This window comes from Pseudoalteromonas sp. S1650 (assembly GCF_005887195.1).
Classification (GTDB): domain Bacteria; phylum Pseudomonadota; class Gammaproteobacteria; order Enterobacterales; family Alteromonadaceae; genus Pseudoalteromonas; species Pseudoalteromonas simplex.
In genome coordinates this window covers 1-15,943 of sequence record NZ_PNDF01000033.1, presented here as the reverse complement: position 1 = coordinate 15,943, position 15,943 = coordinate 1, and the positions used below count along the sequence as shown (strand labels likewise).

Below are 15,943 nucleotides of genomic sequence, written 5' to 3'. Positions count from 1 at the left end.
CCGTCAGCCGTCAGCCGTCAGTTTGAAAGCTGGTGGCTCGTTGAACCATCGCGCGAAATAAATTTCACGCCTACGGTACTCCTTAACTCTTTCCCTTGTAACTCGCTAACTTGTTTTAAATCTGCTAGCTTAGCAAGTTCTTATTCTTAAAAGGATTTCACAAGTCGTATGAAGTCAGAAAAGTTTTTTAAATGGGTGTGGAATGTTAACGGCCTAATTTTACTTATGGGCTTAATCATTGGAGCAGCAGCAATAGGGTATAACTTTGTTGCTTACTTACTAAAGTCCGATAACCATGTTCAGCAACAAACACTAAACTTAGCTGAAGATGAAAAGCAGCAAGAAAAGTGGAAACTGGGTTACCCCCGTAAGGTCGAGGGGAGTGATTTTTACTTTATCCCGTTGGAATCAGAAAAACTGGATATCGAGGTGAAAGCTGATGTAACAGTTTACAATAATTTTAGCGGTGGTTATAAATACAGACCTACGCGCTCAAAGAACATTTTGTTTCTTAATGACAAAACCAATCACGCCAAGTGGCTATTTAAAACAACGGATCAGTTGATCATAGAGTTTGGTGCTTTAAGCCATTACGAAGAGTTTGATACTCGAGTTTACAATGAGCAAAAAGCCAATGCTCCTAAGGCCGTTTCTTACGAAGTTATCAAAAACGATACCAACAACGACAAACTGCTCGATGGCAAAGATAAGCGCACCTTCGCGCTAAGCAAGATTGATGGCTCAAACTACAGCGAAGTTATTTCAGGTTACAACCGCATTGTAGAGTCTAACCTCAACGCTGAGGGCAATTTATTCGTTGTATTTATCAACAACGATGAAGTTTACTCTATGCTGGTAGACTTAGATACATTTGAAGTGATTAGTAAAAGCATGTTGCCGAAGGTAGGGGAGTGAGTTAGTTTAAATTTAAACTAACAATGATAATTACTAAATATTAATTCTTAAGTTTATTGTTAGGTATTTAAATGGATAAGATAAAACAATTTGATTGGAGTAGGCCCACTAACCCTAAAACTGAAGGTGAACTTTTCCCACCAGACAAACTAGATAGAGCAAAATATGCATCTTTTCTTACAAATCTACTAGCAAGTGAAGGGTTTGATGAGAGCAGAAGCTTCGATTCTTGTAAAAGAAATTATGTGCTTAATTTAAATGCTGAGTGGGGAGCTGGAAAGAGTTATTTTTTAAAGCGTTGGTCGCAAGATTTAAAAAGTGATTACCCAGTCGTATATGTTGATGCTTGGAAGCAAGATTATTCTGATGATCCATTTTTGACTGTTATATCATCAATTATCTCTCAATTAGGCACTCAAGCAGAGTTTGAAATTAAAGTTCCCAAAAGTGCTGTCTCTATGTTTAAGGCTGTTGCACCTGCAATAGCTCAAGGGGTAGTAAAAAAAGTTTTAAATACAGACTTTGACGAGATATGTAATTTGTTAGCTGACGATGATTTAAGTGATGAGAAAGGTGGAGACCCAGATGCAAAACAATCAACAACTGATTTTTCTCCTGCCGCTAAAGCTCTAGCTGAAAATTTGATTAAAGAGCATGAAGCCAAAAGCAAAAGCATTGAAGTAATTAAAAGCAAGTTATCTATATGGGTTAATAAATTTGAAGAACAGAACGGCATAAAGCTACCAATTTTCATTTTTATAGATGAGCTTGACCGTTGTAGACCTAGTTATGCAGTTGAGATGTTGGAAACAATAAAACATATCTTCGATGTCAAAGGTATTGTATTCGTGGTTGCAACAGATACAGAGCAATTACAACACACTATAAAAGCAATATATGGTCAAGGTTTTAGCGCTCAAATGTACTTGGGTAGGTTTTTTAATAGTAGGTATAGCCTTAAAAGACCTGCACTGAATGACTTTTTAACAGTTCATACCGATGTAACAAAATACGATCCCTCTTATTTGAAAAGTAGAGAAGTTAGAGTCTTGCCTGTTACTGACACTTCTGAAATCGCATTAAAAAATATTTCAATTGTCTTAGATGCTTTTCAAATTTCAGCAAGAACAGCAATTCAAATTACAGAGCGGATTGCAGCGATCATTAGTAATTTAAATCGTGGGAATAAAGTTGATATTTTAGTTTTGGCTATCCTATTTTGCCTATTAGAAAAAGATTATACTCTTTATGCAGATGTTATTAATGGGACTTTCGATAAAAAGGAACAAAATAACCAAGGTGAATTTAGGAGTATAGGCTTAGTAGAATTCATCAAAAGAAAAATGAGTAAAGCCTACCTTGAAAGGGATCTTACATATAATTTCAAGACTAATATTGAATTTAATGATTTGAATTTGCGACATCCAGGCTACGGTGAGAGCATTTACTTAATTAGCCTTTCTCAGTTTATGGATACTATTTTCTCTGAAATTTTCAGCAAGGGGGGAGACTTAATACTATTAAACTTCGTTTCAAATTCCAGAGAAGATATAACCTCTCCCTTGTATAAGACGGCTAACTCATTACGAAGACATATACCCTCTAAAGATAAGCAAGAAGTAACGACTAAATTGTTGATTAAATATATGTACTTGAGGGATGGATTTAGTGAAATAACTCCAGAGCATTACGGAGGTTTTATTGAATTGTCCTCGCCTCTAGAGCATATGGGAGAGAGTTAATTATTAGCTTAAACTATAGGTTTAAATCTCAATACAAAAAATAATGTAGCAGATTTATATCGCATATTACGTATTAGTAATACACGATATAATGTTTCAAATTGAAACCCGCTGCTACTTAAAAACTTGTAACTTTACTCTTGTAGCCCGCTAACTTTTCTAAAGCTGACAGCTCTGAGTGTGTTGGGTTTCGCTACGCTCTACCCAACCTACGAGCTCGCTAACTCGTACACTTTTTCGCCTCGTGAGTTAGCTGTTTGAGTGCGATGATTTGGCCTTGTTTGTTTTGGTCTAGGGCGAGTAGGTCACCTTGGTGAATATGAGTATCTAGGGTGCCGTGTTTTTGTAGTTCTTCAAGGAGTGATTGTTTAATTTGTACTATGACATTTTGCTCGCAGTCGGCGATATACCAGTCGTTATCAACACTGACTAGACGGCCGGTGAAGCTGGTGCGGGCTTGGTGATTGGCTAATGCTTGTTGGTAGTTCGCATCTAGGCTTTGTTTTTGTTGTTTAAGATTACTCACATAGCTGCCTTTGGCGTCGAGTTCGTGTACTTCAAGCCATTGATAATCTGATAAATCCACGGCGTAAACATCGGTTAATTCACGGTTGTTGTATTGCAGCATGACAAAGCCAAGAATCGCTAAAGCAGCAAAAACACCGGTCATTTGCAGGCCTAAAAAGCGCTGTGGTCTTGGCGTTGCCGACTGTGGCTTTTGCATATGTGAAAGCTCGTCGCTGCTTAAGCTGTGCTCTGCCTTACGTTTTTGAAAATGTGCTTTTAAATCAGCATCGAATTGCTCGTCGTTACGCTTCATGATGGCCTCCTAGTTGTTGTTTCAGGTTTTGACGGGCATATCGCAGCCGAGTTTTAATAGTCTCTGGGTTACTTTGTGTGATTGCAACAATGTCTTCGAGACTAAAGCCTTCTTGTTGTAAGGTCAGCGCTTCACGTTGTACAAAGCTAAGCGCCATAAGTGCTTTATCAAAGGCTTCATAGTCGTAGTGATAACTTGCATCCTGAGATTCAGCAAATAGTTGGTTATCTTCTAATTCAACGAACTTTTGCTGCTTACGAAATTCATCAATTAATAAATTACGAGCTAATCGAAAAAGCCACGCTTTTGCGTTGTTCTGATCATTGTAAAAGTTGCGTTTATCAATAACTTTTAACCAGGTTTGCTGGCATATATCAAGGGCAAGATCTTTATCACTTTGTGTAACTAGATAGTGATAAAGATCGTTCCCGTATTGAGCAACGAGTTGGTTAAGGTAACGGTTGTCGCCCGTTTTGGCATACTGCGCCAAACAATCTGTGTTTGGCTTGTCAAATAACCATGTCTTGATGCTCATTAGCATAGGCAGTTATCCATCTATTTTAAAATCAAGTTGAACGCTTTGGTTTGTTTGCAATTGTGCCACACCTTCAACAACTTTAGGGCGATATTTCCAACGTTTAATCGCGCGAATTGCTTCACGGTCAAATACCCGTTTTGGCTCAGCATCAATAATAACAGGATCAATCACTTCACCAGTCGGTGAAATACTAAAGCTAATTTGCACCCAACCTTCAATGCCATCGCGAGCTGCTACCGGAGGGTACTTAGGGTTAATACGCACAATTGGCGTTGCATCTCCTGTTGGTTGATTAATAGTTTTGCTCAGTGTGTCGCCAATGTTATCGAATGTCATTGTTGGTGTTAAATCAGCTACCACAACTGTTTCGGTCGTATCAATGGTTGGCCGTGGTGGCACTTTTGGTGGCATTTTTGCTACTGGCGGTGGCGGCAGTGTTTGCTTAACTTGTACTTTTGAGTCTTCTGGTACTTCATAAATTTCAACCGTGATGTCTGGGCCTGTTTTTACATCGGCTCTTTGCTCAGCAGAAATTAAGTACTGCATAAATGCAAATGCTGCAAAGGTCATGACACCACCACCAATAATTGCTGCGGTTGTCTTTAAAGCAGCATTGCTGTTATTCAAGCTTGCTGAGTTTAGTGGTAAAGTATGCATAGCCGTTCCTCTTTGGATAATTGCTTTCATAGCTAAAACGGCTGGCAAATAAAAAAGGGGTGAAATTTTTTCACTTTTTATTTTTCACAAGTTTTTTAGGTTGTTATGAAACTTATTCAAATAGATAAAGCCCGTTACCGTAAACATTTAAACCAAGTAATTATTGCTTGTGTAATTGCTTTAGCCGTTGGCAGTTTAGCCATTTCACAAACATTAATTGCGTTATTTCCTGCTCCAAGCGGTAGCCATTTTCATTGGAACCTATTAGGTGTTGTTGTGTGTAGTTTGCTGGTGGGCTTTGTGCTTAATAAGTACCGCAATCATGATTACATGACTGAAATTGTCTATGTGTGGGAGCTTAAAAAAGCGCTGAATAAAATCACCCGTAAAATGCCAAAGTTAAAAGCAGCAGGGCGTGAGGGCAATGCCGATGCTTTATTAGCAATTCAATACAGTTATGCGGGGTCACGTTTGTTATGGCAGCTTGATGACAACACTATTACCATGGATGAGTTGGCAATTAAGCAGGCTGAGCTTGATAGTGTTGCGCAGCAGTACAATTTAACTTTAGATGTTGATAAGTATGACGAAAAGATACTAAATCAATACTAAAAAGTTGTCTTTGTACCTATTTTGCTTTATTTTTTGTTGCGTCAAAATTTTAAAGATTGTGAACAATGAAAAAAATAACACATACAGTTGTCTCGTTGCTGCTACTAGGCCCCACTTTTGCTAGCGCTAATGATATTAGTTTTTCGATTGGTGGTGGCTATCCGTACTTTGTAATACCTGAAGTATCTGTTGCAAGTACTGACTTAAGCCAGCGTTGGTATGGCAATTATAAGATAGGCCTTGATGATGGTTTTTCTGTGGGTTTTGAGCAAGCTATAAGTGATAATAATAAACATGCAATCGGCTTGCTGGTTGGCGCATTAGGAAACAGAGAAGTAGATACTCAGTGCGATGAATCTCAAAATAGCGATGAACTTACAGCAGCATTTGCCAACGCAATTGGTTGTGCTCTCGCTGAAGCGTTTGATGAAGAAACCACTAATGGTATTGGGCTTAGTTACAGCTATAATTTCAGTGGCTTAAACCAAGACGGTTGGCGATTGAGGTTTGAATTAGGGTACGGTGAAGCCTCAAGCGATGATAATAAACGTGTTGATGGTGGTATCAACTTGAGTTATGAGTTTTAAGCAATTTTTTGAAGCAAATAATAAAGGTGGTTCATTTTAATGAAGAAGATTTTGATTGTTTGCTTGGGCAATATTTGTCGCTCACCCACAGCTGAGGCGGTGCTTCGTAGTCGAGCAAAGTCATTAGGTATTAATGTCAAAGTTGATTCTGCTGGCACCATTGGTTATCACCAAGGTAATCCACCAGATCCTCGCTCAAAAGCAGCAGCCGAAAAGCGCGGCTATAGTTTTAAAGGAATTTATTCGCGACCTGTGACTCAAGCTGATTTTTATGAGTTTGATTTAATCCTCGCAGCCGACAAGCAAAATCTTGCTGATTTAAAAGCCCAGTGTCCAGAGCACTTACAATATAAGCTGTCGCTATTTTTAAGTCATGGTGACGCAGGGGAAAGCGAGATCCCTGATCCCTACTATGGTGGCGATCAAGGCTTCGAAAAAGTACTCGATTTAATTGAGAACGCAGCAGATAAACTACTTAACAAGATATGATAGGGTCGCACTGCGACCCTGTTATTTAGTTGTTGATTTTAAAATCTAATTGCACCCGAGAAGTCGCAGCAATAGCTTGACCATTTTCAAACTTAGGGGCATAACGCCATTGTTTTACTGCTTTAACAGCTTCTCTTTCAAATGCAGAGCCACCCTCAGAGCCAACCACAGTTATGTTGTCTACAAAGCCTGACGGGGTTACTTCAAACTCCATTACGACACTGCCATCTTCCATACGTTGAACTTTTGATTTTGGATATTTAGGATGTACGCGGTATAACGGCTCTTGTTCTTGGCTTTCTTTCCACGGCACCATTTTCGCAATCGCTAAGCAATGTTTAGTTGCTTCGTCGCTTTTACCTGTTTTTTCGTATAGGTGAACTAGCTTTGAATGGGCGTTTAATTCGGTTTGATGATCAAAGTCTAGCTCTTGATCAAATACGCTTACCACGTGATTTAAACGCTCAATGGCGGTGCTGTATTTACGTTGATTTTCTGCAAATGCGGCAACTAAAAAGTCAGCGCTAATACGATCGACAGCGTTATTGGGTAAATTCTCTTGATAGTAATCATCGGCTTCTTCAAGATATTTCTTTGCTGTGTAATAGCGCTCACCAGTGCCTTTATATGCAAGGATACGAGCGGCGGTCATTTTTGCATCTGCAACAAGCTTGGCGGAGTTTTGTTTTTCAGCAATGGCAATGACATCATCTAAATACGTATCTGCACGCTTAGCTGAAGGTGTTGATTCTGCCATGCCGATTAATGAGTCATACACTTGTGCACTGAGTTTACCGTGATTTTGTTCTAGTATTTCGTAGGCTGTACGATATAACTCAAAGCGTTGCTCTTGCTCGCTTTTATCTAGGCTGTTTGCATAGTTAATAGCAAGGTTCGCAGTGTTGTCGGCGCTTTCGCCATAAACTTTTTTGCCTAGTTCAAACGCTTTTTTTGCAAGCTCACTACTGTCTTGCTGATTTTTTACAGCGGCGACGTAAGCGCGGTAGGTGTCGTTAAACTCTTGTGTGGTCGTTTCATTAGCCATGCTTTGCTGGCTAAATAAAAGTGCCATGCATAAGGCAAGCGAGCTCTTTTTCATAATATTCCTTATTATTTTGCCCTGAGATAGAGAAGGGAATTAATACTAGTTGATGATAATCATTATCATCATTAGGTGCAAGGTAGCAAGTTACACTCGCTGTGTCACTGTTGAATATTAAGATACATAGTATGTTTTTATTAACAATTTGAACAAGGTCTGACTGTTTATCGAGATTAAACTAATCTATTTTTTCGAATATTTTGAATGTGATTTTTTAAAACGCATTACAATTCAATTAGGTAGCTGTATGACGGCGAGTTTTCAAGTGTTTGATGAGCGCCACTAAAGCGAGGCGCAAAGCTCGTATCTTGGGGTGGTTTGAGTGTATAATACTTGAATTGCTGGTAACTGCCTCAATATTAGTTATCACTCGTCGTATGTTGCATCCTTACAACCTCAAGCTGTTGTAATCACATTTGCAGTATCGCATTTATTTTTTAATTTGGATTTGTCGTGGCGCAAGTAAGAGCAAGAGTCCAGCTGAATGTTGGCAAAAACAGTGATATCCCTGCAGAAATCGTATCTTTTAGTGGCTTAAATGATGGCCAAGAACATGTCGCTTTAGTGTTTAATCAAGCAGACACAGAGCAAGATGTTCCTTTAATTCGAATGCATTCAGAGTGTTTAACGGGCGATGTATTTCACTCTTCACGTTGTGATTGTGGTGAGCAATTAAATGAGTGTATCGAGATGATGCACCAGCAAGGTGGTATTTTACTGTATTTACGCCAAGAAGGCCGTGGTATTGGCTTATACAATAAGATTGATGCTTACGTATTACAGTCGCAAGGTATGAATACGTACGAAGCAAATAACCATTTGGGTTTTGCTGATGATTTACGTGATTTTTCAGACGCTGTATTAATGCTTGAAGCACTCAATCAAAAGCATGTTAAGTTAATGACTAACAACCCAAATAAGCTCAAAGCACTGCGTGATGCGGGTATTGAAGTTGATTCAGTGGTTGGCACTCATGCGCACATTAAAGCGGGTGTGGTAGGTAACCGAGCTTACCTTGAAACGAAAATCAAACATGGCTCGCACATGCTTGATATTAAAAAAATTAAAAAGCCTGAGTAAATTTCACAACAGGTGACTATAAACAAGCGGCGCACCCAGTTATACTCGGTGCGTTTTGTCGTTATTGAATGAGAAACTATGTCGATCGAAGTACGTATTTTTAAAGCTGATGCGGGCGTTAAATGGTTTAAAGCTGGGTGGGAAATCTTTAAGCTGCAACCTTTGACTTTTATTTTAATGCATCTGCTAATCGTGATAATTAGCTTTTTGGCATTGCTGCTACCTTTACTGCAAGTTGTTGGTGCATTTGTGACGCCATTTTTGATGGCAGGTTTTTATCAAGCTGTGCTAACAAAGCAGCAAGGCGGGACTATCAGCCAAGCTGATATTTTTAAGCCATTTAGTAATAAAGGAAACCGTATAGGTTTAGTGCGCATTGCCGTGTATCAGATGGCGGCAGGTATTTTATTAGCCTTACTGTCTAATTTCATTTTTGCAGATGCCTACGCAGTTATTTCGAGTCAAACTTTCGACCCACAAAACCAAACACATATTGCCGATTTATTAGCAACCATTTCAATGGGGCAAGTTGCGGTATTTCTATTGGCGATCTGTGTGTATTTAACTGCTTTTGCCTATGCAGTGCCTTTGGTTTATTTTCAAAAGCAAAGCAATATGTTTCAGGTTTTAAAAACCTCATTCATGGTGTTTTACCATAATATGGCGCCACTTGGTGTTTATGGCCTAATTTGCGCTGTTTTAATGGTGATCTGTATTCCTTTATCGTTTATTCCACTATTGGTTTTAATGCCAATTTGTTACATTAGCTTCTTCGTGTCTTTTCAGGCCATTTTTATGCCAGTTGTGCCAAGAGGTGATGACCAAACAAAAGCACCTGAAGCACAGTCACAATCAGGACGCTTTGACGCGTAATGGATGATAAAGAACAAAAGTTAAAGAATTACGTACTTTGGTTATTGTCCCGACAAGATTATTCGCGTCGGGATTTAACGCGAAAGTTACAGCAAAAAGAGGCGACACCTGAGTTTACAGAGCGCTTGTTAGATTGGTGTGAATCACACAACTTTATTAACGAACAGCGCTATTGCGAAGGGTTTGTACGCCGCCATTTAGCTAAGTATCATGGTGTAAAACGCATTCAGAGCGAAGCAATGGCAAAAGGGATAGATCGAGCACTACTAGACAAGACGCTCGAGGAGTTCGAAATCGATTGGTTTGAACTCGCAAAGGACGCATATTTAAAGAAGTTTTCAAATTCAGGTAAAGAACTCGACCAGAAAGAAAGAGCGAAACGTGTACGCTACTTGATGTATCGAGGCTTTAATTACGAACAAATTGATTTTGCAATGCAAGCACAGCAATAAACGGGTGAGATTTTCACATGCAGCATATGACTACCGCACAGATCAGGCAACAGTTCTTAGACTTTTTTGCCTCTAAACAACACCAAATTGTTCCTTCAAGCTCGCTGATCCCGGGTAACGATGCCACGTTATTATTCAATAACGCCGGTATGGTGCAATTTAAAGATGTATTTTTAGGTGCGGAAAGCCGCCCTTATTCACGTGCAACCAGCTCACAACGTTGTGTACGCGCAGGTGGTAAACATAACGACCTTGAAAACGTAGGCTACACTGCACGCCACCATACATTCTTTGAAATGCTAGGTAACTTCAGCTTTGGCGATTACTTCAAGCAAGACGCAATCAAATTTGCTTGGGAGTTTTTAACTGACGTTGTAAAACTACCGCAAGAAAAGCTCCTTGTTACTATTTATCACGATGATGAAGAAGCCTTCAACATTTGGCATAAAGAAGTGGGTCTAAGTGAAGACCGTATTATTCGCATTGCAACTAGCGATAACTTCTGGTCAATGGGTGATACAGGTCCTTGTGGTCCATGTTCTGAAATCTTTTACGATCACGGTGAAGAAATTTGGGGTGGTCCTCCAGGTTCACCTGAAGAAGACGGTGACCGTTTCATCGAGATCTGGAACCTAGTATTTATGCAGTATAACCGCCATGCCGACGGTACAATGGAGCCGCTTCCTAAGCAGTCTGTTGATACAGGTATGGGTCTTGAGCGTATCTCTGCAATTTTACAAGGCGTGCACTCAAACTACGAAATCGATTTATTCCAAGCGCTTATTGCAGCAGCGGCTAAAGTAACAAACGCACAAGATTTAGATGATAAATCGTTACGCGTTGTGGCTGACCACATTCGTTCGTGTGCGTTCTTAGTATCTGACGGCGTTATGCCGTCAAACGAAGGCCGTGGTTATGTATTACGTCGTATCATTCGTCGTGCTGTTCGTCACGGTAACAAGCTAGGTGCGAAAGGTGCATTCTTCTACAAGCTAGTTGCTGCGCTAATTGAGCAAATGGGTCAAGCGTACCCAGAGCTTGCTAAGCAACAAGAAATTATTGAAAAAGTACTGCGTATTGAAGAAGAGCAGTTTGGTAAAACACTTGAGCGTGGTCTGGCTATTTTAGAAGAAAGCCTAACTGACATCGAAGGTGATGTGATCCCAGGTGACTTGGTATTCAAACTGTACGACACTTACGGTTTCCCAGCTGATTTAACGGCTGACGTGGCGCGTGAGCGTTTCATGACGATTGATGAGCACGGCTTCCAAGAGTGTATGGCTGTTCAGCGTAAGCAAGCACAGCAAGCGGGTAAGTTTGGTGCTGATTACAACCAACAACTTAAGTCTGAAAAACACACAGACTTTAAAGGTTACGATGCAGAACATTACACAGGTACTGTGGTTGAACTTTTCTCTGAAGGTCAATCGGTTTCTGTACTTGAAGATGGTCAAGAAGGTATCGCAATCTTAGACCGTACACCGTTCTACGCTGAATCAGGTGGTCAGGTTGGTGACACGGGTGTGTTAAAAGTAGCTGGTGGTGAGTTTGTAGTGACTAACACCACGAAACTTGGTAATGCATTTGCACACCATGGTCGTGTACAAGGTCGTATTGGTACAAACGATAAAGCAGAGGCAACCATTGATGCAGCACGTCGCGATAGCATCAAGAAAAACCACACTGCAACGCATATCTTGCATGAAACATTACGCCAAATTTTAGGTGAGCACGTAAGTCAAAAAGGTTCACTAGTTGACCCTGAACGTTTACGTTTTGACTTCTCACACTTTGAAGCGGTAACAAAAGACGAATTACGTCAAATCGAGCGCGCGGTAAACGATGAAATCCGTCGTAACTTTGCGCTTGAAACTGAGCTAATGGCTATCGAAGATGCAAAAGCAAAAGGTGCGATGGCATTATTCGGTGAAAAATACGATGACGAAGTGCGCGTAGTAACCATTGGTGATTACTCAATCGAGCTATGTGGTGGTACTCACGTTAAGCGTGCTGGTGATATCGGTTTATTTAAAATCGTATCAGAAAGCGGTATCGCTGCCGGTATCCGCCGTATTGAAGCGGTAACGGGTGCTGAAGCAGTTGCTTATGTAAGTGAGCAAGAGCAACAGTTAAATGATGTTGCAGCGCTAGTTAAAGGTGATAGCAGCACAGTACTTGAAAAAGTAACTGCGTTACTTGAGAAATCAAAAGGCCTTGAGAAGCAAATTGCACAGCTTAACGACAAGCTAGCAAGTGCGGCAGGTGCATCGTTACTTGACTCTGTTGTTGAAGTGAACGGTATTAAACTGCTGGTTGCTGATGTTGCAGGTACTGAGTCTAAAGCACTACGCGGCATGGTTGATGACCTGAAAACGAAGATTGGTTCAGGTGTTATTGCCCTTGGTGTAGCTAATGGCGACAAAGTAAGCCTAATTGCCGGTGTAACTAAAGACTTAACAGGTAAAGTGAAAGCTGGTGAACTTGTAAATCACATGGCTGCACAAGTAGGCGGTAAGGGCGGTGGTCGTCCTGATATGGCGCAAGCAGGTGGTACTCAGCCAGAGAACCTAGCTGCAGCCTTAGAAAGTGTAACGGCATGGTTAACTGAGCGTTCTTAATCACTAGTGGCACTTATCGTCCAAAAATTCGGTGGCACCTCAGTTGGCTCAATAGAGCGAATTGAGGCCGTCGCCGACCTTGTTGTAAAAACCAAACAACAAGGCCATCAAGTTGTGGTGGTGCTCTCGGCGATGTCGGGAGAAACTAACCGTCTAATTGAACTCGCTAAACAAATCGATTCTAGACCCAGTGCTCGTGAGCTTGATGTATTGCTAACCACCGGTGAGCAAGTGTCGGTCTCTTTACTCGCTATGGCTATTATTAAACGTGGTCACTCAGCGGTAAGCTTACTTGCTGATCAGGTCAACATTCGCACCGATAACATGTTTGGTAAAGCGCGGATTGAAGAGATTGCGGCGACTCGTCTAAAGCATGAACTTGAACATAACCGGATTGCTATAATAGCGGGCTTTCAGGGCCGCGATATTGAAGGCAATATCACCACGCTTGGTCGCGGTGGTACTGATACCTCTGCGGTTGAGATTGCAGGCGCTATCAATGCCGATGAATGTCAAATTTACACCGATGTTGATGGGGTATACACCACCGACCCACGTATTGAGCCTAATGCGCGACGTATGAGCCATGTCACCTTCGAAGAAATGCTCGAAATGGCTAGTCTTGGGGCTAAGGTACTGCATATTCGTAGTGTCGAAGCGGCAGGAAAATACAATATACCGCTCAGAGTGTTATCGAGTTTTAACCCGGATCAAGGGACCTTGATCAGTTTTGAGGAGCCGGATGTGCAAGCAAACATTGTGTCGGGTATCGCCTTTAATCGTGACGAAAGCTTGATTTACGTCAATGGCGTACACCAAGGAACGGAAAACCTTGCAAAAATTTTGAAACTTTTTGCAGAATTTGGCATCGAAATAGATATGATTAATCAAGTTAATCATAACTTTGAAAAAATAGACTATGCTTTTACTGTGCACACGAATGATTTTGAGCAAGCCCTTGAAATTTTGACCAGTAACCAAGATGGTATCAGCGCAGAATCTATTAAAGGGGTCAGCAATGTTGCCAAGGTGTCTGCAGTAGGTGTAGGGATGAAATCTCACTCTGGTGTGGCAAGTTTATTTTTTAATGCCCTTGCCGATGAAAACATCAAAGTGATGCTTGTATCGACATCAGAAATAAAGATATCAGTTTTAATTGACGAAAAGTATTTAGAACTGGCTGTACGTGCGCTACACAAAGTTTTTTTAACCGAAAATGAATAAGATCTAGAGTTTTTACTTACTTTTAAGTCTAGATTTCATTAGAATGTTTTTGACGCGGAATCTTTTAATTTTTTGGAACATGGGAGCAAGAGAATGCTAATACTAACTCGTAGAGTAGGTGAAACCCTAATGATCGGTGACGAAGTAACAGTTACTGTTCTTGGTGTTAAAGGAAATCAAGTTCGCATTGGTGTAAACGCACCGAAAGATGTATCAGTACATCGTGAAGAAATCTACATGCGAATTCAAGCAGAGAAATCTAACCCAAATCCGGGCAACGTTTAATCAGCGACAGATATTTTAAGAGCCACTCACTGAGTGGCTCTTTTATTTAGTTCGGCCGTCATTTCATCATTTAGCGCTTGTTTAGAAATATACTGCATACCGCGCTGTGCCTTTAAAATATAACCTCGCTCAGTTTCAATAATCTCACTAATCTGTTGCCAGCTTAATTGGTAGCTTTTATGCGGGTTTTCGGCCTTAACGCCTTCATCATCAAATACGATAGTCACTTCGCTGCCTGATGCACGGCTCATCATTTGTCTTGCGACCCACCATGGGCGCTTGTAATAAAACGATAAGCACTCAACGACGGCAAGCATAATCATAAAGCTACCAAGGTAATGATTCTCTAATTGATAAAACGCCAATAAGCCTAAGGTTATTAACAGTATCAACAGCGGGTATTTAGGCTTGGCTTGAGATGAATAAGGCAAAGACTCATCAAAGCATTCGTAATAATACGGTTTATCTAATGTGTAAGTTGTACTTAATGTCATTCGTGGGCTCACTTAATTTGCTGACAGCAGTTTAACATTGATAGAAAAAATCTGCCGTAGTTGGTTTTCATTTAGTTGTCATTGTGAGAGCTTAAGGTATGTGTATTTTAAAGGCGTAAGTTGTATGTTTGTTAGTTCAATGTCATTAGCACTTGCAATGACCACAAATACTTTTTTAGTTATGGGCGATATGCCATACACCCCGATTGATGAAATTAATCTCGCCAAAGGCGGAAAAATTACCAAGGCAATCGAAGCAACACCGCATGGCTTTTTAATACATCTTGGTGATATGAAATCCGGGGCGCTTGCTTGCACGAACAAGCTTTTGCAAACAAATAAAGCGTTATTGACGTCATTGACCCCACAGCCTTTTATTTACACCCCCGGTGATAATGAATGGACCGATTGTGACCGAGAAAAGCTATCGGTACGTTTTGATGAGCTTGAGCGGCTAAGCTTTGTTAAAGGCTTAATGTTCGACGAGGCTTATACACAAAAAGCACAGCAACTACAGGGTTATGCCACACAAGCTGAAATGCTAGAGAATGCCCGTTGGCAGTTTGATGGTATTGAGTTTCGTACTTTGCATATACCGGGCACTTTTAATGGCCGCTCGCAAATTTTAAAAAGTGACAAAAACGCAGCACTTGATGCCGCTGACAAACGTGATAAGTACAACTTAATTTGGTTAAAACAAGCACTTGTTCAACAAGATGCTAAGGCCTATGTGTTTGGCTTTCAGGCTGATATTTACCACCCAAGCAGTAAACCCGCCTGTAGTGAATCGCAGCGCTCTAAATGTGATGCATTTAAACTATACCGAGATGCCATCAGCGACTTTGCAAAGCACACTAAGAAGCCTGTGCTTGTAATGCATGGTGATACCGGCCCATATTGTCAGCAGCCGTTAGCGAGTAACTTAACGCGTTTAAATGTCCCCGGAGATTTTGCTGTAAGCGATGTCGCAAAAGTAAGTTTTATCGACGGCCAATGGCATATAGCAAGTATAACGACAAACGAGCCCCTCACTAAGGTTTGTAAATGAAAGCTGAAAGTTAGCGAGTTTTTAGAGAAAGGAGCTATCAGCTTTCAGCCGTCAGCTATCAGATTAAAACCCAACAAGTTAGCGAATTTCTAGAGGAAAGAGTAAAGTTAGCGAGTTTGAGGCTCACGTAGGCGTGAAATTTATTTCGCGCGGTGGTTTATAAAGTCATCAGACTTTAAACCCAAGTTAAGACTTGTAGGAGGCGTTTTAACGCCGAAAAAACTCACGCTATAGCCAAAAGTTCACGGTTAAATCATTCCTACGATTATCTCAGATCTCATGCATCATTTAAAAAACAAAAAAGCGGCACTTGGCTAATGCTGATCAGTTAAGAATATTTTTATGATCACTTGACTGATCTTTTCATAGCTTCAAAATCCGATATTAGAAATAATATCGGATTTTTT

17 protein-coding genes are annotated in these 15,943 nt (G+C 40.6%); 12 read left to right on the top strand and 5 right to left on the bottom strand.

Features of this window, described 5'->3' with window-relative positions; all coding sequences use genetic code 11:
- Positions 1 to 168: 168 nt before the first annotated feature.
- Both CWB80_RS11715 and CWB80_RS11710 read left to right on the top strand, forming a co-directional pair.
- Complete coding sequence (locus CWB80_RS11715) at positions 169 to 915, top strand: hypothetical protein (RefSeq protein ID WP_138601875.1); 747 nt, start codon at positions 169 to 171, stop codon at positions 913 to 915.
- Positions 916 to 986: 71 nt separating this feature from the next.
- Positions 987 to 2,657, top strand: a complete 1,671-nt coding sequence (locus CWB80_RS11710; RefSeq protein ID WP_138601877.1) for a KAP family P-loop NTPase fold protein — start codon at positions 987 to 989, stop codon at positions 2,655 to 2,657.
- Positions 2,658 to 2,877: 220 nt separating this feature from the next.
- Here CWB80_RS11710 and CWB80_RS11705 read toward each other — a convergent pair whose 3' ends face one another.
- Genes CWB80_RS11705 through CWB80_RS11695 form a run of 3 tightly spaced genes read right to left on the bottom strand, consistent with a single transcriptional unit; the run spans position 2,878 to position 4,672 of the window.
- Positions 2,878 to 3,477: a hypothetical protein gene (locus tag CWB80_RS11705; protein ID WP_138601879.1), complete on the bottom strand. Its 600-nt coding sequence runs from the start codon at positions 3,475 to 3,477 to the stop codon at positions 2,878 to 2,880.
- Positions 3,467 to 4,018 carry an RNA polymerase sigma factor gene (locus CWB80_RS11700; RefSeq protein ID WP_138601881.1) on the bottom strand — a complete coding sequence of 184 codons (552 nt, stop codon included), beginning with the start codon at positions 4,016 to 4,018 and terminating at the stop codon, positions 3,467 to 3,469. The genes CWB80_RS11705 and CWB80_RS11700 overlap by 11 nt, the downstream gene beginning before the upstream one ends.
- A gap of 6 nt (positions 4,019 to 4,024) precedes the next feature.
- Positions 4,025 to 4,672, bottom strand: a complete 648-nt coding sequence (locus CWB80_RS11695; RefSeq protein ID WP_054551272.1) for an energy transducer TonB — start codon at positions 4,670 to 4,672, stop codon at positions 4,025 to 4,027.
- Between the two features lie 105 nt (positions 4,673 to 4,777).
- Between CWB80_RS11695 and CWB80_RS11690 the strand changes: the two genes are divergently transcribed.
- The 3 genes from CWB80_RS11690 to CWB80_RS11680 all read left to right on the top strand — a co-directional run bounded on the left by CWB80_RS11690 (position 4,778) and on the right by CWB80_RS11680 (position 6,360).
- Positions 4,778 to 5,284: a DUF3087 domain-containing protein gene (locus CWB80_RS11690; protein ID WP_138601883.1), complete on the top strand. Its 507-nt coding sequence runs from the start codon at positions 4,778 to 4,780 to the stop codon at positions 5,282 to 5,284.
- 65 nt (positions 5,285 to 5,349) lie between these two features.
- On the top strand, positions 5,350 to 5,871 hold the full coding sequence (locus tag CWB80_RS11685; RefSeq protein ID WP_138601885.1) for a hypothetical protein: 522 nt from the start codon (positions 5,350 to 5,352) through the stop codon (positions 5,869 to 5,871).
- 39 nt (positions 5,872 to 5,910) lie between these two features.
- A complete protein-coding gene (locus CWB80_RS11680) occupies positions 5,911 to 6,360 on the top strand; it encodes a low molecular weight protein-tyrosine-phosphatase (protein WP_138601887.1) in 450 nt (149 codons plus the stop codon).
- Between the two features lie 25 nt (positions 6,361 to 6,385).
- On the opposite strand, the gene CWB80_RS11675 is transcribed toward CWB80_RS11680, so the two are convergent.
- Positions 6,386 to 7,459: an energy transducer TonB gene (locus CWB80_RS11675; RefSeq protein WP_054551276.1), complete on the bottom strand. Its 1,074-nt coding sequence runs from the start codon at positions 7,457 to 7,459 to the stop codon at positions 6,386 to 6,388.
- A 456-nt stretch (positions 7,460 to 7,915) separates the two neighbouring features.
- Between CWB80_RS11675 and CWB80_RS11670 the strand changes: the two genes are divergently transcribed.
- From CWB80_RS11670 to csrA, 6 genes are all read left to right on the top strand, one after another.
- The gene (locus CWB80_RS11670) at positions 7,916 to 8,542 is read left to right on the top strand and encodes a GTP cyclohydrolase II (RefSeq protein ID WP_054551277.1); all 627 of its coding nucleotides are present in this window, start codon (positions 7,916 to 7,918) and stop codon (positions 8,540 to 8,542) included.
- A 78-nt stretch (positions 8,543 to 8,620) separates the two neighbouring features.
- Complete coding sequence (locus CWB80_RS11665) at positions 8,621 to 9,415, top strand: BPSS1780 family membrane protein (protein WP_138601889.1); 795 nt, start codon at positions 8,621 to 8,623, stop codon at positions 9,413 to 9,415.
- Entirely contained in the window at positions 9,415 to 9,867 is a 453-nt protein-coding gene (locus CWB80_RS11660) for a regulatory protein RecX (protein ID WP_138601891.1), read from the top strand. The genes CWB80_RS11665 and CWB80_RS11660 overlap by 1 nt, the downstream gene beginning before the upstream one ends.
- A 17-nt stretch (positions 9,868 to 9,884) precedes the next feature.
- Positions 9,885 to 12,485, top strand: coding sequence for an alanine--tRNA ligase (gene alaS / locus CWB80_RS11655; protein ID WP_054551280.1), 2,601 nt, complete (start codon positions 9,885 to 9,887; stop codon positions 12,483 to 12,485).
- Between the two features lie 6 nt (positions 12,486 to 12,491).
- A complete protein-coding gene (locus CWB80_RS11650; protein ID WP_138601893.1) occupies positions 12,492 to 13,709 on the top strand; it encodes an aspartate kinase in 1,218 nt (405 codons plus the stop codon).
- Positions 13,710 to 13,802: 93 nt separating this feature from the next.
- Complete coding sequence (gene csrA, locus CWB80_RS11645) at positions 13,803 to 13,994, top strand: carbon storage regulator CsrA (RefSeq protein WP_036970495.1); 192 nt, start codon at positions 13,803 to 13,805, stop codon at positions 13,992 to 13,994.
- Positions 13,995 to 14,020: 26 nt separating this feature from the next.
- Here the strand turns inward: csrA and CWB80_RS11640 are convergent, their stop codons facing one another.
- Entirely contained in the window at positions 14,021 to 14,488 is a 468-nt protein-coding gene (locus CWB80_RS11640) for a YcxB family protein (protein WP_138601895.1), read from the bottom strand.
- Positions 14,489 to 14,612: 124 nt separating this feature from the next.
- On the opposite strand from CWB80_RS11640, the gene CWB80_RS11635 reads away from it, so the two are divergent.
- On the top strand, positions 14,613 to 15,536 hold the full coding sequence (locus CWB80_RS11635) for a hypothetical protein (protein ID WP_138601897.1): 924 nt from the start codon (positions 14,613 to 14,615) through the stop codon (positions 15,534 to 15,536).
- Positions 15,537 to 15,943: the final 407 nt, after the last annotated feature.

Coding starts and splice junctions, on each gene's coding strand:
- CWB80_RS11675 (WP_054551276.1), bottom strand. CDS start 7,459: ATGAAAAAGAGCTCGCTTGCCTTATGCATGGCACTTTTATTTAGCCAG.
- CWB80_RS11680 (WP_138601887.1), top strand. CDS start 5,911: ATGAAGAAGATTTTGATTGTTTGCTTGGGCAATATTTGTCGCTCACCC.
- CWB80_RS11685 (WP_138601885.1), top strand. CDS start 5,350: ATGAAAAAAATAACACATACAGTTGTCTCGTTGCTGCTACTAGGCCCC.
- CWB80_RS11710 (WP_138601877.1), top strand. CDS start 987: ATGGATAAGATAAAACAATTTGATTGGAGTAGGCCCACTAACCCTAAA.
- alaS (WP_054551280.1), top strand. CDS start 9,885: ATGCAGCATATGACTACCGCACAGATCAGGCAACAGTTCTTAGACTTT.
- CWB80_RS11690 (WP_138601883.1), top strand. CDS start 4,778: ATGAAACTTATTCAAATAGATAAAGCCCGTTACCGTAAACATTTAAAC.
- CWB80_RS11705 (WP_138601879.1), bottom strand. CDS start 3,477: ATGAAGCGTAACGACGAGCAATTCGATGCTGATTTAAAAGCACATTTT.
- CWB80_RS11700 (WP_138601881.1), bottom strand. CDS start 4,018: ATGCTAATGAGCATCAAGACATGGTTATTTGACAAGCCAAACACAGAT.
- CWB80_RS11635 (WP_138601897.1), top strand. CDS start 14,613: ATGTTTGTTAGTTCAATGTCATTAGCACTTGCAATGACCACAAATACT.
- CWB80_RS11665 (WP_138601889.1), top strand. CDS start 8,621: ATGTCGATCGAAGTACGTATTTTTAAAGCTGATGCGGGCGTTAAATGG.
- csrA (WP_036970495.1), top strand. CDS start 13,803: ATGCTAATACTAACTCGTAGAGTAGGTGAAACCCTAATGATCGGTGAC.
- CWB80_RS11640 (WP_138601895.1), bottom strand. CDS start 14,488: ATGACATTAAGTACAACTTACACATTAGATAAACCGTATTATTACGAA.
- CWB80_RS11715 (WP_138601875.1), top strand. CDS start 169: ATGAAGTCAGAAAAGTTTTTTAAATGGGTGTGGAATGTTAACGGCCTA.
- CWB80_RS11695 (WP_054551272.1), bottom strand. CDS start 4,672: ATGCATACTTTACCACTAAACTCAGCAAGCTTGAATAACAGCAATGCT.
- CWB80_RS11660 (WP_138601891.1), top strand. CDS start 9,415: ATGGATGATAAAGAACAAAAGTTAAAGAATTACGTACTTTGGTTATTG.